This is a genomic window from Streptomyces glaucosporus (genome assembly GCF_039533345.1).
GTDB classification, from domain to species: Bacteria; Actinomycetota; Actinomycetes; order Streptomycetales; family Streptomycetaceae; genus Streptomyces; species Streptomyces glaucosporus.
Genome location: NZ_BAAATJ010000026.1, coordinates 1 through 24,064, shown reverse-complemented (window position 1 = coordinate 24,064; position 24,064 = coordinate 1). Strand labels below are relative to the sequence as shown.

Genomic DNA, 24,064 nt, shown 5'->3' with positions numbered 1-24,064 from the left:
CCGCCTGCCGGAGCGGGCGGTCAGGCGGGCGGACCCGGCTGCCCCGCCTATCGCCAACTGGTGCGCTGCCAGCCGAAATGTTCCAGGAGGTGCTGGACGAAGTCGTTGCTCTTCGCGGTCTGGTCCGGCCCCGTGCCGTGCTGACGCTGGTACCGGAGGAATTCCTCGCGAAGGATTTCGAAAAGCTTCGACAGGCGTGCGGAACCGGGGAAGACCTCCTCGAGCGCGAAGTTCTTCAGGTGCCCCGCGCCGGTGAACGGCCTGCCCATGAGATCGGTGGCGGCCAGCATCGACAGGTGGAAGCGGAGGTTGGTGAACTCCGAACTCGACAGGGACGTGGTGGAGGACTGGAGGAAACCGTCCACCTGGCGCTGGGTGACAGCCAGCCACAGGTAGACGGGCAGCGGAGTCGCCTTGGAGAACACGCGCTGGTAGTCGGAGTCCGACTTCAACAGGCTGGAAGGGCGGGCTCGCGCGTAGTCGGGCCTCCCCAGCGCCATCGCCATCACGGTCTGTGCGAGGAACGGGATGCTGATGATGCGGTCCAAGGGCTTGCCCTGGTTCCGGTAGTAGTTCTTCCGCCGGTCGTAGAACCAGTCGTGCTCGAAGAAGTACGTCTCGATCTGGCGCTGGATGTCGTCGGTGGCCCGGAGCGAGGCGACCGGCACGCTCGTCTGGCGGTTGGTCGCCCTGATCACGGCGTCGCGCGCGGCCTGGTCGCCCGTGACGAGTATGCGCACCTGCACCAGGCGCTGGAAAACGGGATCGCCCGGATTCTCCGCGTACCTCTCGCGCAGCGTCTCGTGGATCGTGTAGGAGGTCTGGAGGCCGTTGACGATCTGCACGTCGGAGAGGCTGAGCCGCTTGCCGATGGAGCTGGCCCCGGAGCACACGATCGTGATGCCGTTGTTCAGCCACCAGAACTCGGGTGCGTCCGGGTTCTGCAGGGACGCGGCGATCTCCCGGTTGACCTCCACGTTCCCCTGGTAGTCGCGCACGTTCCAGTCGAAGATGTGCGACTTGATCGTGCCGTCGTCCTCACTGAGGAAGCTGATGTAGTCGCCCAGCGCGATGAGGGCGATGTGGCTGGTGCCGTGGGTGATGCTCTCCTGGTAAGGCAGCTCGAGGGTGTACGAGGGGATGACGCTGGCGCGCTTCCACAGTTCGGCCGGGCCGAGGAACTCGACCTCTCCCGAGGCCGTGCCCAAGGTCTGCGCGAACTGCGTCTCGAGGTGGCGTGCCTTGACGACCACCTTGGGGTGGACTTCCTCCGTGTCGCCCCGGGTGACGTAGGAGAACCGGATTTTGACGGTGGGCATGCGCCCGGCGATGCGCAGCAGCGCCTTACGGAACAACCCGACCCGGGCGAGCAGGTCTTCGCAGTACAGCTTGCCCAGGTCCGCGTCGTCGGCATCCAGCTTCAGCAGCAGGTTGCACGAGGACGCCACCTTGTCCAGCGCGGCCTCGGAGAACGACTTGCTGGTCTTGGCCTGTACCAGCCACAGGGTGAGCTGCACGCCGTTCTCAAGGGAGTTGACGGAGAAGGACGGCTGGAAGACGTCACTGTCCTCGTGGAGCAGTCGGTTGCCCAGAAAGACGTACACACCGTCGATGCCGCCGTCGTCCCCGCCTCCGATCACCCCCGCAGAGATCTCCTCCGCCGAGAGCCCGTAGCCGTGGAGCGCCTGCTCACAGGCGAAATGCTCGAAGGCGACCTCGAAGGGGAGGGGAGGGTCGCTCTTGGTGCGCCTGTCTTCGACGATCTGGTCCGTCAGGACGAGGTCGTTGCCGCCCATGTCCTCCACCCCCATGGTCCACATGCTGAGAACGGAAGGGCAGCTTAGGTTGTGGAGCGGAGGCGGAGGGATACTTCAAGCCAGAACGCCCCTGCCGCGATCGACCGACGGCTGCACCCGGGATCCGGCCCGGACCGTCCTGCCCGCCGGTGTACCGGATGCCCCGCTCCGGGCACGAGGTGGGAGCGGCCGTCGGGGCAGACCCGCGTCCCGGCCGGCCGTCCCCGCCTCGGCGAGGACCGGCGTCTGCTCGCCCCGCGCGCCGGAGCTGTCACGCACATCGGGCTGTCAGCCGCAGCCCGGAGCCGTGCGCCGGTACAAGTCCGTGCGGCACGGCGAGCGCGACGCGTACGGGGAACACCTGACGCACGACAGCGGCGAATCCGAACCTTGCGGGTGTGAACTGAGCAACCTTGCACTCGTGGGTGTACGTCATATACATCTGTCCTTGGCGTCTCTCCCGGCGCCGGACCCAGGGGCTAGGATCCGCCCCGGGAGTCCGGCCGCCGGGGCACGGCTCCAGGCAGGCCGGGTAAGCGGAACGACGAGCGGGGACAGCACATGCGGGAAGGCCGGTGGACCACGGTCACCGAGTCCGAGTTCGACCATGAGCGCCGCGGCCTGGAGGCCATCCGCGAGAAGCTGCCGGACGCCGACCCGTGGCGGGCCTGGTCGAACTTCACGTTCACCGCGAACACCGGGCACGTGCGCGAGGTCGATCTGCTGGTCGTCGCACCCGGCGGGGTCTACCTGGTCGAGCTGAAGGACTGGCGCGGCTCGGTCACCTCCGTCAGCGGCACCTGGGTGCAGACCACGCCCGGCGGGCGGCGTCAGACCCACGGCAACCCGCTGCACCTGGTCAACAAGAAGGCCAAGGAGCTGTCCGGGCTGCTGGGGCAGAACGGCAAGCGGGTGTGGGTCGGCGAGGCGGTCTGCTTCACCAGCGACGAGCTGCGCGTCCGCCTGCCCGCCCATGACCAGAACGGCGTGTACAGCGTCGCCGAGCTGGTCGAGCTGCTCAAGCGGCCGCCGCGCGACGAGCGGCGCCGCATCACCCAGACCGACTCCCGCGAGATCAAGGCCGCGCTGGAGCGGATCGGGATCCGCCGCAGCGACGCCGAGTACAAGGTCGGCCCCTACGAGCTGGAGCGGAAGGCCTTCGACTCCGGCGAGACCTGGGCCGACTACCGGGCCCGCCACAGCGAGCTGCCCGAGACCGCCCGCGTCCGCATCTACCTGCGCGAACGCGGCTCGGACGCCTCGATCCGGCAGTCGGTGGAGAACGCCGCCCGCCGCGAGGCGGCGGTCCTGCGCCGCTTCCGCCACCCCGGTGTCGTCCAGCTCAAGCAGTACGACCCCTCCGGGCACTCCGCCGGACCCGCGCTGATCTTCGACTACCACCCGCAGACGATGAAACTGGACGAGTACCTCGTCCAGTACGGGGAGAAGCTCGACATCCTCGGCCGGATGGCGCTGGTGCGGCAGCTCGCCGAGACCGTGCGGTCCGCCCACGCCAACCGCATCCACCACCGGGCGCTGGCCGCCCGCTCCATCCACGTCCTGCCCCGCGAGCACGGCCGGGCGGGCCAGGCGGCGGGGGAGGACGCCGCCTGGCTCACCCCGAGGCTCCAGATCTCCGACTGGCAGATCGCCACCCAGCGCAGCGGCGACTCCTCCCCCGGGCAGGGCATGACGCGGTTCGCGCCGACGGCCCTGTCCGCGATGCACCTGGCCGACGACGACGACCCCTACCTCGCGCCCGAGCTGACCGCGCTCAACCCCGACCCGGTCCACCTGGACGTCTACGGACTGGGCGTCCTCACCTATCTGCTGGTCACGGGCAAGCCCCCGGCCGCCAGCCAGAGCGAACTGCTGGCCCGCCTGGAGGCGGGGGAGGGCCTGCGCCCCAGCTCCCTGGTCGACGGCCTGTCCGAGGACATCGACGATCTGGTGCAGGCGGCCACTGCCTACCGGCCCGAGCAGCGCCTGGCCGGCGTCGACGACTTCCTGGAGATGCTGGAGGTCGTCGAGGACTCCCTGACGGCCCCGGCGTCCGACACGGCCCACGAGACCGCGGGGGAGGCCGGGGAGTCCGAGGAGAAGGACCCGCTCGAAGCCGTCGCGGGCGACGTGCTCGCCGGCCGCTGGGAGGTCCGCCGCCGCCTGGGCACGGGCTCCACCAGCCGTGCCTTCCTCGTCCGCGACCTGACGGCCGAGGCGCGCAGGGCGCGCCCGCTGGCCGTGCTCAAGGTCGCCCTCTCCGACAGCCGGGGCGAGATCCTCGCCCGCGAGGCCGAGGTCATGGGCAGGCTGCGCCCCCACTCGGGCATCATCCGCCTCGTCGAACCCGAGCCGCTGACCATCGGCGGCCGCACGGTCCTGGCCCTGGAGTACGTCGGCGACGAGCGGGACGGGAGCGGCGAGCCGGACGGGAGGAGCCCGCGCGCCCGCCGCCGCGAGGAGACCGTCGCCCGCCAGATCCGCGAGAACGGCCGCCTCCCCGTCGACCAGTTGGAGGCGTACGGCGACTACCTCTTCGGCGCCGTCGACTTCCTGGAGGGCGAGGGCGTCTGGCACCGCGACATCAAGCCGGACAACATCGCGATCCGCATCCGCCCCAACCGCACGCGCGAACTGGTGCTGATCGACTTCTCCCTCGCCGGGTACCCGGCGAAGAACATCGACGCGGGCACCGAGGGCTACCTCGACCCGTTCGTCGGCGTCATCACCCGCGGCACCTACGACTCGCACGCCGAGCGGTACGCCGTCGCCGTCACCCTCCACCAGATGGCCTCGGGCGAGCTGCCCAGGTGGGGCGACGGGTCCGTCCCACCGCGCATGACGGACCCGCAGGAGTGGCCGTACCCGACGATCGCGGCCGACGCGTTCGACCCGGCCGTGCGCGACGGGCTCCTCGCCTTCTTCAAGAAGGCCCTGCACCGCGACGCGGCCGAGCGGTACCCCGAGCTGAAGCACATGCGGGACGCCTGGCGGAAGATCTTCCTCGACGCCGCACAGGCCGTCCCCTCCAGCCACCGCACCCGGCACACGGCGCCCGGCGGCAAGGACGCCCCCGCGTCCGCCATCGCCGAGGCCGAGCCGGAGACCGCCGAGGAGCAGCGCAACCGGCTCGCCGCCGAGGTCACCCGCGACACCCCGCTGTCGGTGGCGGGCCTCACGGGCGCGGCCGAGTCGTTCCTGTACGGGCTCGGCGTGACGACGGTGGGCGAGCTGCTCGACTACAGCCGCCGCAAGCTCGTCAACGCCCCCGGCCTCGGCGCCCGGACCCGCAACGAGATCCAGCGCCGCCAGCGCGAGTGGGGCGAGAGGCTCCGCGAGGTCCCCGTCTCGCCGCTCACCCCGAAGGGTCGCGCGGAGGCGAAGGAGGAACTGGAGCAGCTCACCGCCGCCGAGGCCGCCGTCACGGGCGAACTCGCCGCCGGCGGCGCCGCGGACGGCCTGCCCAGGCGCACCCTGCGCGCCATCAGCCTCGACACCCTCGCCACGATCCTCGTCCCGGCGGTCAACAGCAACGGATCCAACCGGAACAAGGCCGAGATGGTGCGGCTGCTGCTGCGCCTGCCGAACGAGCAGGGCGTCCTGCCGGACATCGGTGTGTGGCCCAAGCAGCGGGAGGTCGCCGAGGCGCTGGGCCTGTCGGCCGGCCGTATCCCGCAGATGCTCAAGGAGGAGCGCAAGCGCTGGAAGGCGGACCCGGCGGTCCGGGCGCTGCGCGAGGAGATCCTGGAGCTGCTCGCCGCCATGGGCCGCGTCGCCTCCGCCGTCGAGATAGCGGACGCGCTCGCCGTCCGGCGCGGCACCCAGCTCGCCGAGCGCGAGCAGCGGCGCGCGCTGGCGCTGGCGGCGGTGCGGGCCGTGGTCGAGGTCGAGCAGCTCGTCCCGGAGGAGGCCGAGTTCCAGCACCAGCCCAACCGCAGGGCCACCGAGGAGTCGCTGGGCGCGGGCCTGCTCGCCCTGGACGTACGGGAGGACGACGCCCCCGACACCCCGACCGCGCCGGGCCTGCTGGACTACGCCACCAGGCTCGGGCGCACGGCCGACCGGCTCGCTCGGCTCGACACCCTGCCGACGGCCGCCACCGTCCTGGCCGAGCTGGGCGCGATCACCCCGCCGCCCGGCACCGTCGACTGGGACGAGCGGCGCCTGGTGGAACTGGCCGCCGCCGCCTCCTCCAACGCGGCGGCCACCCCCCGCCTGGAGATCTACCCGCGCGACCTGCCGCTGGTGCGGGCGCTGCGGCTCACCCAGGCGGGCCTGGTGCGGTGGATCCCCGACGTCCCCGAGGGCCGCCAGCCGGGCCTGACCGGCGAGGACGTCCACGAGCGGGTGCGGGCGCGCTTCCCCGAGCTGGTCGTCCCCGACGGGCGGGGCGGCACCACGCACGACCTGCCCACCGGCGGGCCGCTGACGAAGGCGCTGCGGGAGGCGGGCTTCGACCTGACCCTGTCCACCCGCGAGGACACCGGGACGCTCCGCTACCTGCCCACCCGCACGGACCACGCCTCCAGCTACCTCACGGGCGGCACCCGGCGGGGCACCAGCCGGGGCGGCACCTCGGTGACGCGGTACGCCGACGACCCGCAGATCGCCGCCGCCGCCCGCGCCGACGAACGGCTGACCGCCTCGGCCCGCCGCGACGGCTACCGTGTGCTGACCGTGAACGGGAAGCGGACGTGGGACGCCGTGCGCCGGCTGGGCGGCGAGCCGTACCGGGCCGAGACCGTCTCGGTCACCGAACTGTTCCTCGAAGCCATGCACGGCCTCGTCCCGCCGGGCACCAAGCCCACCTGGGAGACGCTGCTCAAGGCGGACGTGGCCGAACCCGGCTCGCGCGGCGCGACGAAGTTCGCCCAGTTCGCGCGCACCGCCTGGGGGACGGTCGAGCCGCGGATCCGGGAACTGCTGGCGGCCGGGCCGTCCGCCTCCGGCGGTGGCCCGGTGCTGCTGACGGAGACCGGGGCGTTCGCCCGGTACGACGCGATGGGCGTCCTGGACCGCCTCGCGGACACGGCCCGGCGCGGCGGACGCGGCCTGTGGCTGCTCGCCCCGCAGGACGACCCCGCACGGGAACCGCGGCTGGGGCGGACGGCCGTGCCGTACCAGGCCGGACTGGGGGAGTGGATCCAGCTCCCGGACGCGTGGGTGCAGGGGAAGCACCGGCAGCCCGGCGAGAACGACGAGCACGACGAGAACGCAGCACGTGACGAAGGGGACGGGGACACGAAGTGATCGACCGCAAGGCACTGTTGGACGACCTGAAGCAGCAGGTCAAGGCGGTCGAGACCGACCTTGAGCGCCAGGTGAGGGCGCTGGGTGAGGTGGGGGCGCGGCTGCGTGCGGAGTATGACCAGGCGCGCAAGCTGGGCCGCACGGGCGTGACGTGGGCCTCCTGGCTGGGCGAGCGCGTCACGCAGGTGGCGGTGGCGTGGGTGCTGGGCACGGTGTTCGTGCGGTTCTGCGAGGACAACCAGCTGATCCCAGAGCCGTACCTGACCGGGCCGGACGCCGACCGGCGTGAGCTGGCCGAGTCCCGCTACGACCACTACGTGGAGACCGACGCGGACCCCACCTACCGGGGCTGGCTGGAGCGCGCCTTCGAGGAGCTGGGTGCCGGCCAGGCCGGACGCTCGCTGTTCGACAAGCGGCACAACCCGCTCTACCAGATCCCGCTCTCCCACGACGGGGCCGGGGCGCTGGTGGACTTCTGGCGGCAGCGCGACGAGACGGGCGGGCTGGTGCACGACTTCACCGACCCGCTCAGCGCGGACGGCACGCAAGGGTGGGACACCCGGTTCCTGGGCGATCTGTACCAGGACCTGTCCGAGGCGGCGCGGAAGACGTACGCGCTGCTGCAGACGCCGGAGTTCGTGGAGGAGTTCATCCTCGACCGGACGATGAACCCGGTCGTGCGTGAACTGGGCGACCGCTTCGGCGAGTTGAAGATGATCGACCCCACCTGCGGATCGGGCCACTTCGTGCTGGGTGCGTTCCGGCGGCTGGTGCGGCTGTGGGACGAGCGCCGGCCGGGCATGGACGCGTATGAGCGGGTGCGGGCCGCGCTGGACGCGGTGCACGGGGTGGACATCAACCCGTTCGCGGTGGCCATCGCCCGGTTCCGGCTGCTGGTCGCGGCGATGGCGGCGGCGAACGTGCGGACGTTGGCGGAGGCCAACAAGTACGCGTGGCCGATCCATCTGGCGGTGGGCGACTCCCTGATCAAGGCCCGCCAGTTGGAGCTGACCCTGGGCGGCGACGAGGACGGCACCGCCGATCCGCTGGCCTCCTTCGCCTACGCCACCGAGGACATCCACGACCACCCCGGCATCCTCCAGGAGGGCCGCTACCACGTGGTGGTCGGCAACCCGCCCTACATCACGGTCAAGGACAAGAAGCTCAACGCCCTGTACCGGGAGCTGTACAAGTCGTGCGCGGGCAAGTACGCGCTGTCGGTGCCGTTCGCCGAGCGCTTCTTCCAACTGGCCAGGGCCGGGGAGCCCGACGGCAGCGGCTACGGCATGGTCGGCCAGATCACCGCCAACTCCTTCATGAAGCGCGAGTTCGGCACCAAGCTGATCGAGGAGTACTTCGCCCACAAGGTTGAACTGACCGAGGTCATCGACACCTCCGGCGCATACATCCCCGGACACGGCACCCCGACGGTGATCCTGGTCGGCAGGCGACGAGGGGGAAATGCACGCTCGGCGACCATCCGCACCGTGCGGAGCGTGCAGGGCGAACCCGTCACCCCGGAGAACGCCGAGGACGGACTGGTCTGGAGAGCCATCACGGAACAGATCGACAAGCCCGGCTCGACCAGCCAGTGGGTCTCGGTGGACGACCTGAGCCGTGAGCGCTACTTCGGCAAACAGCCGTGGATCCTGGCCGATGGCGGTCCTGAGATGGTGGAAGGGCTGGAACACGGTTCGGTCGGAGTGCTCTCAGAGCGTTCGTCCGCCATCGGCATGACCGCCCTCACCCTTGAGGACGATGCCTTTCTTCTGCCGAAAGAGCTGTCCTCGCGCCGTGGTTTCGTCGAGGACTGCGCGTACCTGGTCAACGGCGACGAAGTGCGTGACTATGTCATCGCCGACCCACAGCAAGTGGTTATGCCGAGGAGCTGGGACGGTCGGAAGCGGGAGCTGAGCCCTGCGACGATCAGGCATCTCTGGCCCTACCGCTCCAATCTTCGACGGCGCCTTTATTTCGGCAAGGTCCCGGAGGAGCGCGGTCTGCGCTGGTTCGACCTCGGCATGTTCTTCGCGGAGCGCCACAAGGACCCTCTGGCCATCGCGTTCTCCTTCGTGGCCACGCACAATCACTTCGTTTTGGACCGAGGCGGAAAGGTGTTCAACCGTTCTGCTCCGGTGATCAAGTTGCGGGAGGGGGCGAGCGAGGAGGAGCACCTCCGACTGCTTGGGCTGCTCAACAGTTCCACCGCTGGCTTCTGGCTCCGCATGGTGAGTTACCCCAAGGGTGGTGACCCAGTTGGCGGTGAAGGAGCGCGGGTTAGCGTCCACCCGTGGTCTGACCGCTATGAGTTCACCGGTACCAAGTTGGAGGAGTTCCCGCTTCCCGCCTCGTACCCCACCGCCCTCGCCACCGCCCTCGATGCCCTCGCCCGGCAACTTGCCGCCGCCAGCCCCACGGCCGTGGTCGCCGAGGCGGTTCCCACTGCCGGGGTGCTGCGGGAGGCTCGGGCCCGGTGGGAGTCCGTCCGGGCGCGGATGATCGCGTTGCAGGAGGAGTTGGACTGGCAGGTCTACGCCCTCTACGGCCTGCACCCCGAGGACCTGCGGGTCTCCGACGACCCCGATGACCCGACCATCCCCGACCTCGCGCTCGGCGAGCGGGCGTTCGAGATCGTGCTGGCCCGGCGGGTGGCCGCCGGAGAAGCCTCCGACGAGTGGTTCCGGCGGCACGGCTCGACGCCGATCACCGAAATCCCCACCCACTGGCCCGACACCTATAAGGCCATGGTGCAGAAGCGGATCGACGCCATCGAGTCCTCCCGCGCCATCGGGATGATCGAGCGACCGGAGTACAAGCGGCGGTGGGCCACCGAGGGCTGGGACGCTCTCCAGGCCAAGGCGCTGCGCTCCTGGCTGCTGGACCAGATGGAGGCCCGTGAGCTGTGGTTCCCGGATGAGCAGCCGACCATCCTCACCCGCGCCCAGCTCACCTCCGCGCTCTCCCTCGATGAGGACTTCGTCTCCGTCGCCAAGCTCTACGCTCCCCGCAAGGAGCTGACGGACGTCGTCGCCGATCTCCTCACCGACGAGCATGTGCCGTTCCTGGCCGCGCTGCGCTACAAGCCCTCCGGCTTGAAGAAGCGGGCCGACTGGGAGCACGTCTGGGATTTGCAGCGCCAGGAGGACGCCGCCGAGACCGAGCCGGAGAAGCGCAAGATCCGCGAGACGATCCCGGTGCCCCCGAAGTACACCTCGGCCGACTTCCTGCGCCCCTCCTACTGGAAGGCGCGCGGCAAGCTGGACGTGCCCAAGGAGCGGTTCATCTCCTACTCCCAGACCAATACCGCCACCCCGGAGCTGTACGGCTGGGCCGGCTGGGACCACCGGGAGCAGGCCCAGGCGCTGGCGACGTACTTCACCAACAATCCGCTGTCCACCGAGGAGATCACCCCGTTCCTGGCCGGGCTGCTGGAGCTCCAGCCGTGGCTGGACCAGTGGCACAACGAGTTCGACGTGCTCTACAGCGGTTCCCCGGCGGACTTCTTCCGGAGCTACCGGCAGCAGATGCAGGGCGAGCACGGCCTGACCGACGACGACCTGCGCGCCTGGCGCCCCCCGGCCGCCACCCGGGGCCGTCGTGCAGCCGCCGCCAGGAAGTAGGCGCCAGGCACCCCGCCCGGCGCCGGCTCGCCGGTCCGCCTCTGCGAGGAGACGGACCGGCGGGTGTCCGGGCCCCGCCAATCGCAAGAGAACATAGTTCACACGATCGTGTGCACGTAGGATCGAACCCTCCGCAGGCAGCAGCGAACCCCAGGGAGCGAGAACCGCAATGGCCCAGCAGCCGCCCCTCCTCCGCGATGTCATCGACATCAAGGAGTCCATCTCCACGTCGGACTTCGTGCTGTCCCTCGCCGAGGCGACCACGCCCGAGGGCGCGCAGCACGCGCTCAAGGACTATGTGGTCACGGAGCGGCTGCTGGAGAACTTCGACGAGGCCCTGGGACTGATCAAGTCCGCGCTGGACGGCCACACCTCCAAGGCGGCCTACCTCCACGGCTCGTTCGGTTCCGGTAAGTCGCACTTCATGGCCGTGCTGTACGCGCTGCTCAGCGGCAACCCGGCCGCCCGCGCCCGGCAGGAGTTCGACCCCGTCCTGACCAAGCACGAATGGCTGAGCACCGACGGGAAGAAGTTCCTGCTCGTGCCGTACCACATGCTCGGCGCCAAGGCGCTGGAGCAGCGCGTCCTCGGCGGATACGTCCACCACGTCAAGAAGCTGCACCCCGAGGCGCCCACGCCGCAGGTGTACCGGACCGACTCCCTCTTCGCCGACATCCGCGCCATGCGCGCCACCATGGGCGACGAGGCCGTCATCCGGGGCCTGGGCGGCACGGGCGACGCCGAGGACGACGAGTGGGGCGAGGGGTTCGCCTGGACGCCCGAGCTGCTGGACACCGCCCTCGCCGCCGAGGAGAACCACGAGCCCGACGCCGCGCTCAACCTCGTCCACCCCTCCACGCCCGCCGAGCTGCGCGCCAAGCTCGTGGGCGACGCGAGCACCAACCTCCTGCCCGGCTTCGCGCGGAACGCCGCCGAGGACGAGCACGGCTTCATCTCGCTCGACGCCGGCCTGTCCGTCATCGCCGCGCACGCCAAGTCCCTCGGCTACGACGGGCTGATCCTCTTCCTCGACGAGCTGATCCTGTGGCTCGCCACCCTCATCCACGACCAGAAGTTCGTCGCCCGCGAGGCCAGCAAGATCACCAACTTCGTGGAGGGCGGCGACGCGCGCCGGGCCATCCCCGTCGTATCGTTCATCGCCCGCCAGCGCGACCTGCGGGAACTGGTCGGCGAGGAGGTGTCCGGCGCCGCCGAGGCGTCCATCCAGGACACCCTCAACCTGGCCTCCGGCCGATTCGACAAGATCACCCTGGAGGACCGCAACCTCCCCCAGATCGCCCACGCCCGCCTGCTGAAGCCCAAGGACACCGAGGCGGAACGGCTCGTCGAGGCCGCCTTCGCCCAGACCAAGCGGCTCGGCCCGCAGGTGTGGGACACCCTGCTGGGCTCCGACAAGGCCACGACAGGCGCGGACGAGGAGTCGTTCCGGCTGACGTACCCCTTCTCGCCGGCCTTCATGGACACCCTCGTCCACATCTCCTCCGCGCTCCAGCGCTCCCGCACCGGTCTGAAGCTGATGGGCCAGCTCCTGGCCGACCACCGCGACCACCTGCGGCTGGGGGAGCTGGTCCCCGTCGGCGACCTGTACCCGGTCATCGCCGAGGGCGGCGACAAGCCCTTCACCGACAGCCTCAAGGTCGTCTTCGAGGCCGCCGACAAGCTGTACCGCACCAAGCTCCGGCCCTACCTGCTCAGCTCGCACGAGATCACCGAGGACGACGTCGAGCAGTACCTCCACCGGCCCGAGAGCATCACCGACCCGCGGAAGGCCACCCGCTGCAAGCTGTTCACCGGCGACAACCGGCTGATCTGCACCCTGCTGCTGTCGGCGCTGGCGCCCAGCGTGCCCGCCCTGTCCGACCTGACCATCCGGCGGCTCGGCGCGCTCAACCACGGATCGGTCACCGCGCCCATCCCGGGTGCCGAGGTCGGCATCATCAAGAACAAGGTCGCCGAGTGGGCCGCCCGCTTCCCCGAGATCAAGGAGACCGGCACCGACACCAACCCCGGCGTCCGGCTGGAGCTGTCCGGCGTCGACGTCGACTCCGTCATCGCCAACGCCCAGGTCAACGACAACCCCGGCAACCGGCTCGCCCTCGCCAAGCGGCTGCTGGCGGAGGACCTGGGCGTCGAGCAGGGCCAGCTCACCGACGAGCTGCACTTCACCTGGCGCGGCACCGCCCGCACCGCCGAGATCGTCTTCGGCAACGTCGCCGACGAGGACGAGCTGCCCGACCACGACCTGGTGCCGCAGGGACAGGACCACTGGCGCATCGTCGTCGACCTGCCCTTCGACGAAGGGGAGTGGGGACCGGCCGAGGACGTCGACCGGATGCGGCGGCTGCGCGAACGCCAGCAGGACGAACGCTCCCGCACCGTCGCCTGGCTGCCCGCCCACCTCTCCGCCCAGCGGCTGGCCGACTTCCGCCGCCTCGTCGTCATCGACAAGGCCCTCGCCGACGACCACCGCTTCGACACCCAGTACGCCGGCCACCTCAACGCCGACAACCGCAGCCGCGCCAAGGGCCTGCTGGAGACCCAGCGCGAGGCCCTGCTCAAGCAGGTCAGGAACGCCTTCAAGCAGGCCTATGGGCTCGCCCAGAAGCAGGCCGCCGACGTGGCCCTCAACTTCGACGACCACCTCGTGGCGCTGCCCGACGTCGACGACCTCACCCTGCCCTTCGGGCAGTCCCTCCGCGAGGGCATCCGGCACGTGGCCGGGAAGCTGCTGGCCCACCAGTACCCGGCGCACCCCGACTTCGCCCCCGACGGGAACGAACCCCCCGTCAGGCCGGCGGACGCGCGGAAGGTGTTCGCCCACGTGCGGGACGCGGCCGAGACCCGCGACGGGCTCCTGGAGATCCCGGCCGGGGACCGCAGGCTGATGCAGCGGATCGCCGGGCCGCTGCGGCTGGGGCAGCAGAAGGAGGCGTACTTCGAGCTGTCCCGGTTCTGGGCCGACCACTTCCGGCGGCTGGCCAGCGCCCAGGGCGTCACCGCCGACCTGCCCATGAAGTCGCTCCGCGAGTGGATCGACGCACCCGAGCCGCGCGGCCTGCCCGACTTCCTCGCCCACCTCGTCGTCGCCTCCTTCGCGGAGATGGACGACCGGGTGTGGGTGCGCGGCGGAACCGTCCTCGACCCCGCCCCCGAGCTGTCGCAGATCAAGGAGTACGACGCGCTGCGCAGCCAGCCCCTGCCGGCCGAGGACGACTGGGAGACGGCACGGCAGCGGTACCAGGTGATCTTCGGGCAGAAGCCCCCGGCCCTGCGCCGCGGACGCATGGTCAACCAGTTCGCCCGCCAGATCACCGAGGCCGCCCGCGCCCACCGGGAGCACGCCGCCGAGCTGGTGCGCGAACTGGAGGAGCACGCCTCCTTCCTCGGCCTGGACCAGACCGACGAGAGCGGGCGGCTCGCGCTCGCCCGGCGCTCCCTCGAACTCCTCACGGCCCTCGAATCGGCCTCCGGGGCGAAGAGGACCGTGGAGACCCTGGCCTCCTTCGACCTGGGCGCGGCGACCGCCGAACGGTACGGGGCGTCCGTCCGGCAGGCCCGGTCCGTCGCGGCGGCCCTGGCCGCCACCTCCTGGCACACCCTCGAACTCGCCTTCGGCGAGGGCCCGAAGGGCGAGGCGCTGCTCGACTCCCTGCGGAACGTGGCCCGCAAGGACCAGCACACCCTGGACCTGCGCGAGGCGCTGACCACGGCGCAGAGCAAGGTGCTGGCGCTGGTGAAGAAGAACCGGGCGGCGGTCACCCCGCCGCCCCCGGCTCCCCCCCGGTCCACACCGCCGGGGACGGCCGCGTCGACCGCCGACGACGTCCCCCTGGACACCGGCACCAGCGACCCGCGCGTCCCCTACACCCATGAGCAGACCCCTGCCGCCGGGCAGGGGAAGCCGGACGCGGCACGGCGCGCGGGCGGCAGCCGGACGAAGGCCGCCCGGGCGGCGGACGTGCTCCGCGCGGAACTGGCCGAGCTGGTGGCCCGCAACCCGGAGGCCACCGTCGAGATCACCTGGCAGGTCGTCGAAGGATGAGCACCACCGCCGTCTCGGGCGTGGTCCGGCTGAACACCGCGACCGTCACCCAGTACCTGTCGTCCCAGTCGCCGCTCGCCGCCTCCCTGAGGAAGGCGGGTGACGGCAGGAGGCACGCCGTCCTGCTGAGGTCCGCCCCCCAGTGGGACGGCCCCGCCGAACCCGCCTGGGGCGAGGACCTGACCGCCCGCGTCGTGGCCGCGCCCTCCCCGCTCGCCGTCCACGAGCTGGTCCTCGGCCACCTGGCGGGCCGGACGCCCGGCCCCGCCGTCCTGGTCGTGCTCACCGACCGCGAGCAGCACGAGATCGACCCGGCGATCCTCGCCCGCGTCCACCACAAGCGCATAGAGGCCGTCGACAGCTGGGACGTGGTCAAGGAGGCGTTCGGAGCCCAGGAGATCGACCCCCGGCTCAAGGCCGCCAACTGGGCCGCCGAGGCGCTGCTCGACGCCACCCCGCCCGGCGGGTGGCCGTCCGTGCCCGGCGGCTGGCTGTCGCGGCAGTACGCCCTCACCGCGCTCGCCCGGCGCCGCCTGCGCCTGGGCCGCTACGGCACGGGCCACGACGACGGCGCCGCGGACCGCACCGCGCACCGCCCCGGCGACGACCGGCTCGACGCCCACGCCCTGCTGGGCTGGTCGCTCGACCCCGGCGGCCCCGAGCGGCTGACGGAGCTGCGCGGTCCCGAACGCGCCGGGCTGGCCGCCTTCCTCGGCGAGGACGACCAGGCCGGGCCGGCCGGACGCGCCCTGCTCGCCCTCGCGGAGGCCGGGCACGGGGCCGACGCCGTGGCGTTCGGCCTGGTGTGCGCGGCACTGTGGTCGCACGCCGGACCCGACGCGGAGACCTACCGGGCCCGCGGCCGCGCCGAACGCTGGTTCGGCGACCAGCCGCCCGCCACCGGCGAACAACTCGACGCCCTGGTGTCCGCCTTCGGCCGGACCGCCGAGGAGTACCTCGCCGCCCTGCTCGCCGCCGGCGCCCGCACCGGCAATGGCGGCGAGGACGAGGCGCGCGAGGCCCGCCGTACCACCGAGACCGTCCTGGGCCGGGCCGGCGCGCTGGCCCGCCAGTTCGGCGCCGAGACGGCCGCCGAGGCCAGCCCCGTCCTGCGCGAAGGGCTCGAAGCCCGGTTCACGGCCGTGGGCCGGGCGCTCGCCGGCGGCGACCCGAAGGCGGCGGCGGAGGCCATCGGCCGGCTCGCGGGCCACCGGCTCGCCGAAGCCGACGACACCCGCGCCCGCATCGAGCGGACCCGGATGGCCAAGCGGCTCGCCCGATGGCTGACCCTGGACCCGGCCGCCGACTCGGGCGCGGTCGGCGACGCCGTGCAGCGCCACGTCGCCGAGACCGGCTGGGTCGACCTCGCCCTGGAGCACATCGAGGCCGGCGGCGACCCCGACCCCGTCCTGAAGGCCGCCTACGACGCCCTCGCGGTACGCGTCCGCGAGCGGCGCCGCGAGATCGACCGCGCCTTCGCCCGCACCCTGGCGGTCTGGACCGCGGCGGGCACCCCGCCCGGCTCGATGCTGACCGTGGAGACCTTCCTCGACCGGGTCGTGAAGCCCGTCGTGCGCGGCGGCACCACACGACGCGTCCTGCTGCTCGTCCTGGACGGCATGAGCGCGGCCATCGCCGGCGAGCTCGGCGAGGAACTGCGCCGGTACTGGGCCGAGTACGACCCGCTGCCGGACGGCACCCCGCGCCGCCGCGCCATGGCCGCCGCCCTGCCCACCGTGACGGCCGTCTCCCGCACCTCCCTGTTCGCGGGAACCCTGACCCGGGGCACCCAGGCCGACGAGAAGCGGCTCTTCCCCGCGCACAAGCTGTGGGGCGGCGCCCCGGCCGCCGTGTTCCACAAGGACGACCTGCGCACCGAGACCGCCGGCGACGTCTTCGGCCCGGCACTCGCCGAAGCCCTCGCCGACGGCCGGACCCACGTCGCCGTCGTGCTGAACACCATCGACGACCGGCTCGCCAAGGAGCAGAAGCTCGGCGACGGAGCCTGGCGCACCGGCGACATCGGCGGGCTGGGCGACCTGCTGCGCGTCGCCCGGTCCCAGGGCATGGCGGTGATCCTCACCAGCGACCACGGGCACGTCGTCGACCGGCACGGGGTGAAGGTCGACGCCGCCGCCGAACCGGCCTCCGCCCGGCACCGGCTGCCCGGCGGCCCGCTCGCGGACGCGGAGATCGAGCTGTCCGGACCCCGGGTGGTCGCGCCCGGACCCGGCGGCTCCGTCGTCGCCCTGTGGGACGCCGACTCCCGCTACACCGCCCTCAAGGCCGGCTACCACGGCGGGGCCTCCCTCGCGGAGTTCGCCATCCCGGTGCTGGCGTTCCTGCCGTTCGACGCGGAACCGCCCAAGGGATGGCAGGAACTGGGCGACCAGCGTCCGGCCTGGTGGTTCTCGGACCCCAGGACGGCGCTCGCCCAGGCCCCGGCCCGGACACCCGGGCCCGCCCCCGCGGCGCGGAAGCCCGCCGCCGCACCGAAGCGGCAGCAGGCCGAGATCGCCCGCACCCACGACGCCCTCTTCGACGTGGCCCCGGCACCGGGCGGGGACGACACCCCTCCCCCCCCCCCCCCCGCCCCCGCCCCCGCCCCGGTGTCCCCGGACGAGGACCTGATCACCGCGCTCCTGGCGTCGGAGACCTACCAGGCCCAGCTCGGCCTGCTGGGACGCAAACCCCGGCAGGAGCACGTGGAGAAGGCACTCGCCGCCCTGCTGGAAGCGGGCGGCACCCTCCCCGTGACCGCCCTGGCCCAGCGCACCGGCCAGCAGCCCACCCGGGGCAGCGGCTTCGCCGCCGTCCTGCGCCAGCTCCTCAACTACGACGGCGTACAGGTGCTGGAGACGCTGCCGGACGGGCGCACGGTCCGGCTCCACCCGGACCTGCTGCGCCTCCAGTTCGGACTGGCCTGACCGCGTCGGAAGGAAGACCGGATAAAGTGACCGACCACCGCACCACGCCCGTCTCCGCCGCCCGCCGTCGCTCCGTGATCGACGCACTGCGGCGCGGCGCCGTCCCCGAGAGCGGACTCGACCTGCTCGCCACCGGACTCGACCGGTTCGAGGCGGCGCTCGACGCGGAACTGGACGCCGTCGCCTCCGGGGCGTCCGTCTTCAAGGCCGTGCGGGGCGAGTACGGGTCCGGCAAGACCTTCTTCACCCGCTGGCTGGGGGAGCGCGCCAAGCGCCGGAACTTCGCCACGGCCGAGATCCAGATCTCGGAGACCGAGACGCCGCTGCACCGGCTGGAGACCGTCTACCGGCGGCTCACCGAGCGGCTCACCACCGCCGGCTTCCCGCCCAGCGCGCTGCGCCCCGTCGTCGACGCCTGGTTCTACGCGCTGGAGGAGGACGCGCTGGCCGCCGGGGCGAGCGAGGACGAACTGCCGCTGGAGGTCGAGAAGCTGCTGGCGGCGCGGCTGGCCGAGGTGTCCCGGCACGCGCCGTCCTTCGCCACCGCCCTGCGCGGCTACCGCGCCGCCCTGGAGCGGGACGACGAGCCGACCGCGGCCGCCGTCCTGGCCTGGCTCGGCGGGCAGCCGCACGTCGCCGCGGCCGCGCGGCGGGCCGCCGGAGTGCGCGGCGACCTCGACCACTTCGGGGCGCTCGGTTTCCTCCAGGGACTGCTCACCGTGCTGCGCGACAGCGGGCACGCCGGGCTGTTCGTCGTCCTCGACGAGGTGGAGACCCTCCAGCGGGTGCGCTCCGACGCCCGCGACAAGGCCCTCAACGCACTGCGGCAGCTCATCGACGAGGTGCACTCCGGACGCTTCCCCGGCCTGTACCTGGTGATCACCGGCACCCCCGCCTTCTACGACGGGCAGCAGGGCGTCCAGCGGCTCGCGCCGCTCGCCCAGCGCCTGGCCACCGACTTCACCACCGACCCGCGCTTCGACAACCCGCGCGCCGTCCAGCTCAGGCTGCCCGGCTTCACCCGGGATTCGCTGGTGGGCCTCGGGACCACCATCCGCGACCTGTACGCGGCGGGAGCCGGGGCACCGGAGCGGATCAGGACGGTCGTGGACGACGCCTATGTCGCCGACCTGGCGCGGGCGGTCGGCGGGGCGCTGGGCGGGAAGGTCGGGGTGGCGCCCCGGCTGTTCCTGAAGAAGCTCGTCGGGGACGTCCTCGACCGTGTCGACCAGTTCGAGGACTTCGACCCCCGGCAGCACTACCGGCTGACCGTCGCGAGCCACGAACTCACCGACGTCGAACGCAACCTGGCGACGGCCGCGGCGGGCTCCCCGGCGTCCGGCGCCTCCGCCGACGACATCGACCTGGACGTGTGACGGTGAAGGACGGCACCACCGGTACGGACGGCGCCCTCGACCGGCTCGACCCCGTCGTCCTGCACCACATCGTCAACACCCTCGGCTGGCCCGATCTGCGGCCCCTGCAGAAGGCGGCGATCGCGCCGCTGATGGACGGCGAGGACGCCGTCCTGCTCGCCCCGACCGCCGGCGGCAAGACCGAGGCGGCCTGCTTCCCGCTGCTGTCCGCGATGGCCGAGCGGAAGTGGACCGGCACCTCGGTGCTGTACCTGTGCCCGCTCAAGGCGCTGCTCAACAACCTCGTCACCCGCGTCGACTCCTACGCCCGCTGGCTGGGGCGGCGCGCCGAACTCTGGCACGGGGACGTGCGCGAGTCGCGGCGGCAGCGCATCCGCACCGACCCGCCGGACATCCTGCTCACCACGCCGGAATCCCTGGAAGGGATGCTGATCGGCGTCAAGACCGACCACACCCACCTGCTGGGCGGCGTGCGGGCGGTCGTCGTCGACGAGGTGCACGCCTTCGCCGGCGACGACCGGGGCTGGCACCTGCTCGCCGTGCTGGAGCGGCTGGAGCGGATCGCCGGACGGCCCATCCAGCGGATCGGCCTGTCGGCCACCGTGGGCAACCCCCGCCACCTGCTGGAATGGCTCCAAGGCGCGGGCGCGGAGAAGCGGACCGGCCGGGTCGTCGCCCCCGAGGTCCCCGCCGCGCCCGGGCAGGCCCGGCCCGCGGGCGAGGTCGAGCTGGACTACGTCGGGTCGCTGGAGAACGCCGCCAAGCTGATCGCCGCCCTGCACCGGGGGGAGAAGCGGCTGGTCTTCTGCGACTCGCGGAGCCGGGTCGAACAGCTCGGCGCGGCCCTGCGGGCACGCGACGTGACCGTCTTCCTCTCCCACGCCTCCCTCTCCGCCGACGAACGCGCCCGCTCCGAGCAGGCGTTCGCCGAGGCGCGGGACTGCGTCATCGTCTCCACCTCCACCCTGGAACTGGGCATCGACGTCGGCGACCTGGACCGCGTCATCCAGATCGACGCACCCGCCACCGTCGCGGCGTTCCTGCAGCGCATCGGCCGCACCGGACGCCGCGCCGGCACCGTGCGCAACTGCCTGTTCCTGGCCACCGACGAGGACGCCCTGCTCCAGGCCGCGGGTCTGCTGACGCTGTGGGGGCGCGGCTGGGTCGAACCGGTGACCGCGCCGCCCGAACCGCGCCACCTCGTCGCCCAGCAGCTCCTGGCCGTCACCCTCCAGGAACACCGGCTCGGCGACCGGATGTGGCACGAGCAGTGGAACGGACTGGTGCCCTTCGACCGCTCGGCGGCGCCCGTCCTCACGCACCTGCTGGCGGAGGGGTACCTCGACCGGGACGGCGGGATGCTGTTCGTCGGCCCCGAGGCCGAACGCCGCTTCGGGCGGCGGAACTTCATGGACCTGACCGCCTCCTTCACCGCGCCGCCCCAGTTCACCGTCCTGTCCGGCCGCACCGAGATCGGCCGGACCGACCCCTCGGTACTGACCGAGGAGCGGCCCGGCCCGAGGAGACTGCTGCTGGCCGGCCGGAGCTGGCAGGTCACCTTCATCGACTGGAAGCGCAGACGGGTCTTCGTCGAACCCGCCGACAGCGGCGGCATCGCCAAGTGGATGACCGGCGGAATCACCGGCCTGTCGTACGAACTGACCCGGGCCATGAGGGAGGTGCTGCTCGGCACCGACCCGCCGGTCTCCCTCACCCGCCGCGCCGTGGCGCGCCTGGCCGAGGCGCGCGGGACCAGGGCACCGGACACCGTCCACCCGGGCGGAACACTGATCACCCGGGCCGGGAACGACGTGCGCTGGTGGACCTGGGCCGGTTACCGGGCCAACGCCACCCTCGCCGCCACCCTCCGGTCGATCGCCGACCCCGTGCAGCGGCCGGACGACCGCTGCGTACGGCTGAGGGAGGACCTGACTCCCGGAATGTGGCGCGCGGCCCTCGACGGCGTCGGCGAGCACTTCGTCCTCCCCGACGTGGACCCCCGCGCCGTACGCGGACTGAAGTTCTCCGCCGCCCTCCCCGAGCAGCTCGCCGCCGCCACGGTCGCCGCCCGGCTGGCGGACTTCGACGGCGCCGGGGCGGCCCTGGCCGAGCCGGTGCGGTTCCACCTCACGGGGTGAGCGGTACCCCGGGCCGTCCGTCCGGATCGGCGCGGCGGAGAGGGTCTCCACGGTGTCGCCCCACAGCCGGGTGCCGTATGCCGGGGAGGCCGTGTCTACGGCCCTGCCGGGAACTCCCCGTTTGTCGCCGTGCCGCCGATGCGTTCGCGGATCTCCTCGGGCAACGGGTACGGGACCTCCTGCGGAAGCCTGGACGCCGCCTCGCCGAGACGGCCGGCCCCGACGTCCCGGTGGACCGCCTGGGCGAGGTCGGTGACGTCCGAGATCCGGACGATCCACTCCTCGACGTACCGCTCCACGGCCTCCCCCGAGAGGCCGACCTGAATGACGCGGTGAGGCAGGGGCCCGGCAGTCACTCCACAGCGAGCAGATCGGCTCCGTCGAACAGGACCGACGCATGCCGCCCGAGCGCCGGGGTCGGCGTCGCGGTTCCGTCGGGGGCGCTCACGCGGGCCGTCCGGACTCGCCCCAGGTGAAGACGTACCGGTTCTCCTCGGCGTCGAACCGTACGGTGTGGTCGACGCCGGGAACACCGGTGTTCCCCCGCAGCCACCCGACCATGCCCCAGGCGCCGCCGGATCGCCACCGGTACTCGTACACGGACCTCACTGATCGCCGAACCTCCCATGGGGACTTGGGCAGAGGAAGGACCGCGCCGGTCGGAACCGGTGGACGGCGAGGGGGAACAGGTCCCAGAGGACCTCCGAACGGATCTCACCCGAGAGCACGGAGGCGAGGAACCGCGTGCAGGTCATGTCGTATCTTTCCCAGTCAGGACCGCCCTCCCCGTTGATCAGGGTGATCCATGCGTCGGGGCTCTGTCCGGGGCGGACGAGCCAGAAGAGGTACTCCCCGTTGTCGGTGGTCGCCCAGGGGATGAGCCGGTTTCCCTCCTCTTCCATCTCCCGGGGCTTCTCCTCGTACTTCCACAACTCCTCATAGGCCTCCCTCCTCTGACTGTCCTTGGCGAGGAGGTCGTAGTTGACATTCGTGCAACCCGGCTCCAAGAGGAGGAGGTAGTCGTCGACGTGGCCGCCGCCGTAGACGTCGATCAACTCCTTGTAATCGGAGGGCAGGGGAGTGCCCAGCGTGTCCTCGGCGGTCGCCCAGTCCACGGCGGGCGGCGGGTCCTCCGGCCGCGGCAGCAGCCGGACAAGGGATGAGAGACACCGGTTCATGGGCGCGTCCTGTGAGAGAGGTTCCTGGCGGGGGCATGGGGGATCGACAGAGGCTCGACCCGGTGCTCCGCCAGGGGAAAACGAGAGGACAGGATCTCGGAGCGCACCTCTCCCGTCAGCGCGGCCACGAGGAAATCGACGCACCCCATCCGGAAGTGCTCCCAACCTTCTCCGCGAGCTTCGCGGATCATGACGGTCCAGTCCTCCGGGGCCTGGCCGGGAAGCAGCAACCAGAAGAGAACTTCTCCGTTGTCGGTGGTCGCCCAGGGGACCAGTCGACTTCCCTTCGGGCGCAGTTGGGCGGGCTTCTCCTCGAACTGCCAGTCCTCTTCGAGGATTTCGCTCTGCTCCCGTTCCCACGTGACCATGTCGTAGTGGGAGTTCGGACATCCCGGCTCCAGGATGTAGAGGTAGTCGTCCCAGCGGCTCCCGCCATAGATCTCGACGAGTCGCTCGTAGTCCTCCGGCAGCGAGAACCCGAGGTCCTGTCGGTGGGAACTCCCGTCCTTCCCAGTGGGGGAACCGGGCGGAGGGACGATGCGTGTGAGCCGGTCGATCGTGTCGCTCATCATGGACCTCATTCGATGGTGGGCCGGCCGGATCGGTGACGAAGGCGGGGAACCCCGCCGGTCACCGGAGGATGTCGGTGTTGGCGTCGAATACGTGGGGCTCGCCGGGAGGCCCGGGCAGGATTCCCGAGCGGATCTTCCCGGTCATGAAGGACAGCAGGAACCGCGCGCAGGACACGGCGTGGCCCTCCCGCCCCGGTCCGCGCCCCTCGTTGATCGTCACCGTCCATTCCTCCGGGGCCTGATCGGGCCCGGCGAGCCAGTAGAGGTACTGCCCGCCGTCCTCCACATAAGCCCAGGGCAGCAGGCGCGTTCCGTCCTCCGTCAGGCCGGTGGGCTTCGGCTCGCCGATCGCCCACAGTCCGGGCAGGATCTCTTCCCGCTCCCGGGCGATGGCGAGCAGGTCGTGGTCCTCGACCGGGCATCCCGGCTCCAGGAGCCAGATGACCTCGTCGAACACTCCTCCGCCGTAGAGGTCGACGAGTTGCTTGTAGTCCTCCGGCAGCGGCGTGCCCAGTTCGGCCTCCACGGCTTCCCAGGCGCGGGGGCGCGGGGGAGCCGGGGGAGGGACGAGTTCGGTGATGCGGGCCACCGTGGGGTTCACGCTCTTCTCCATGTCGGGTGCGGCAATCCGGGGAGGCCGTGTCTACGGCCCTGCCGGGAACTCCCCGTTTGTCGCCGTGCCGCCGATGCGTTCGCGGATCTCCTCGGGCAACGGGTACGGGACCTCCTGCGGAAGCCTGGACGCCGCCTCGCCGAGACGGCCGGCCCCGACGTCCCGGTGGACCGTCCGGGCGAGGTCGGTGACGACGGTTTGATCCAGGCCATCCGCTCGTGCTTGAAAGGCGCCACGAACGTACCGGCGGCGAGCGCGGCGTCGGCCACCGCCGGCGGGTACGCCTGGTACACCGTGATGGTCTCCTCCGTGAAACGTGCTCTCACCTGCCGGTCCACCACGGGCCGCGACGTGTCCGTCCCCGTCATGCCGACCTCTCTCCCGCCCAGACGGCACGGTCCCGGACGGCGGGGCCGTCGACGCGCCGGGCGCCGGCGGTGTACGCGGCCCAGCGCAGCTCCTGGCAGCCGAAGAAGGACTCTCCCCAGCCGTCCACCCAGATCCGTGCGCGGGACGGCCCGGTCCGGGTGA

The 24,064-nt window shown here is 71.9% G+C and carries 13 protein-coding genes; 6 read left to right on the top strand and 7 right to left on the bottom strand.

Annotated elements, in window-relative coordinates:
- Nucleotides 1-47: 47 nt before the first annotated feature.
- The gene (locus ABD358_RS22810) at nucleotides 48-1,811 is read right to left on the bottom strand and encodes an AIPR family protein (protein ID WP_344632988.1); all 1,764 of its coding nucleotides are present in this window, start codon (nucleotides 1,809-1,811) and stop codon (nucleotides 48-50) included.
- Nucleotides 1,812-2,357: 546 nt separating this feature from the next.
- Between ABD358_RS22810 and pglW the strand changes: the two genes are divergently transcribed.
- The 6 genes from pglW (at nucleotide 2,358) to ABD358_RS22780 (ending at nucleotide 21,170) form a co-directional block, all read left to right on the top strand.
- Nucleotides 2,358-7,046, top strand: coding sequence for a BREX system serine/threonine kinase PglW (pglW, locus tag ABD358_RS22805; protein WP_344632987.1), 4,689 nt, complete (start codon nucleotides 2,358-2,360; stop codon nucleotides 7,044-7,046).
- On the top strand, nucleotides 7,043-10,666 hold the full coding sequence (pglX, locus tag ABD358_RS22800; protein ID WP_344632986.1) for a BREX-2 system adenine-specific DNA-methyltransferase PglX: 3,624 nt from the start codon (nucleotides 7,043-7,045) through the stop codon (nucleotides 10,664-10,666). Before pglW ends, pglX begins: the two co-directional genes overlap by 4 nt.
- Before the next feature lie 169 nt (nucleotides 10,667-10,835).
- Nucleotides 10,836-14,729, top strand: coding sequence for a BREX-2 system ATPase PglY (pglY, locus tag ABD358_RS22795; RefSeq protein WP_344632985.1), 3,894 nt, complete (start codon nucleotides 10,836-10,838; stop codon nucleotides 14,727-14,729).
- Entirely contained in the window at nucleotides 14,726-17,656 is a 2,931-nt protein-coding gene (gene pglZ, locus ABD358_RS22790) for a BREX-2 system phosphatase PglZ (protein WP_344632984.1), read from the top strand. The genes pglY and pglZ overlap by 4 nt, the downstream gene beginning before the upstream one ends.
- Nucleotides 17,657-17,682: 26 nt before the next feature.
- Nucleotides 17,683-19,032 carry a BREX system ATP-binding protein BrxD gene (gene brxD, locus ABD358_RS22785; protein WP_344632983.1) on the top strand — a complete coding sequence of 450 codons (1,350 nt, stop codon included), beginning with the start codon at nucleotides 17,683-17,685 and terminating at the stop codon, nucleotides 19,030-19,032.
- Nucleotides 19,029-21,170, top strand: a complete 2,142-nt coding sequence (locus ABD358_RS22780; RefSeq protein ID WP_425576396.1) for a DEAD/DEAH box helicase — start codon at nucleotides 19,029-19,031, stop codon at nucleotides 21,168-21,170. Before brxD ends, ABD358_RS22780 begins: the two co-directional genes overlap by 4 nt.
- Before the next feature lie 95 nt (nucleotides 21,171-21,265).
- Here the strand turns inward: ABD358_RS22780 and ABD358_RS22775 are convergent, their stop codons facing one another.
- The 6 genes from ABD358_RS22775 to ABD358_RS28485 form a co-directional block, all read right to left on the bottom strand.
- Nucleotides 21,266-21,526, bottom strand: coding sequence for a DUF4291 family protein (locus tag ABD358_RS22775; RefSeq protein WP_344632982.1), 261 nt, complete (start codon nucleotides 21,524-21,526; stop codon nucleotides 21,266-21,268).
- An 88-nt stretch (nucleotides 21,527-21,614) separates the two neighbouring features.
- Nucleotides 21,615-21,779, bottom strand: coding sequence for a hypothetical protein (locus ABD358_RS22770; protein ID WP_344632981.1), 165 nt, complete (start codon nucleotides 21,777-21,779; stop codon nucleotides 21,615-21,617).
- Nucleotides 21,776-22,348, bottom strand: a complete 573-nt coding sequence (locus tag ABD358_RS22765; RefSeq protein WP_344632980.1) for an SMI1/KNR4 family protein — start codon at nucleotides 22,346-22,348, stop codon at nucleotides 21,776-21,778. Before ABD358_RS22765 ends, ABD358_RS22770 begins: the two co-directional genes overlap by 4 nt.
- Entirely contained in the window at nucleotides 22,345-22,917 is a 573-nt protein-coding gene (locus tag ABD358_RS22760; protein ID WP_344632979.1) for an SMI1/KNR4 family protein, read from the bottom strand. Before ABD358_RS22760 ends, ABD358_RS22765 begins: the two co-directional genes overlap by 4 nt.
- A gap of 61 nt (nucleotides 22,918-22,978) precedes the next feature.
- On the bottom strand, nucleotides 22,979-23,521 hold the full coding sequence (locus ABD358_RS22755; protein WP_344632978.1) for an SMI1/KNR4 family protein: 543 nt from the start codon (nucleotides 23,519-23,521) through the stop codon (nucleotides 22,979-22,981).
- On the bottom strand, nucleotides 23,518-23,901 hold the full coding sequence (locus ABD358_RS28485) for a DUF4291 family protein (RefSeq protein ID WP_425576395.1): 384 nt from the start codon (nucleotides 23,899-23,901) through the stop codon (nucleotides 23,518-23,520). Before ABD358_RS28485 ends, ABD358_RS22755 begins: the two co-directional genes overlap by 4 nt.
- Nucleotides 23,902-24,064: the final 163 nt, after the last annotated feature.

Coding starts and splice junctions, on each gene's coding strand:
- ABD358_RS28485 (WP_425576395.1), bottom strand. CDS start 23,901: ATGACGGGGACGGACACGTCGCGGCCCGTGGTGGACCGGCAGGTGAGA.
- pglW (WP_344632987.1), top strand. CDS start 2,358: ATGCGGGAAGGCCGGTGGACCACGGTCACCGAGTCCGAGTTCGACCAT.
- pglZ (WP_344632984.1), top strand. CDS start 14,726: ATGAGCACCACCGCCGTCTCGGGCGTGGTCCGGCTGAACACCGCGACC.
- ABD358_RS22810 (WP_344632988.1), bottom strand. CDS start 1,811: ATGGGGGTGGAGGACATGGGCGGCAACGACCTCGTCCTGACGGACCAG.
- ABD358_RS22765 (WP_344632980.1), bottom strand. CDS start 22,348: ATGAACCGGTGTCTCTCATCCCTTGTCCGGCTGCTGCCGCGGCCGGAG.
- ABD358_RS22760 (WP_344632979.1), bottom strand. CDS start 22,917: ATGAGCGACACGATCGACCGGCTCACACGCATCGTCCCTCCGCCCGGT.
- pglY (WP_344632985.1), top strand. CDS start 10,836: ATGGCCCAGCAGCCGCCCCTCCTCCGCGATGTCATCGACATCAAGGAG.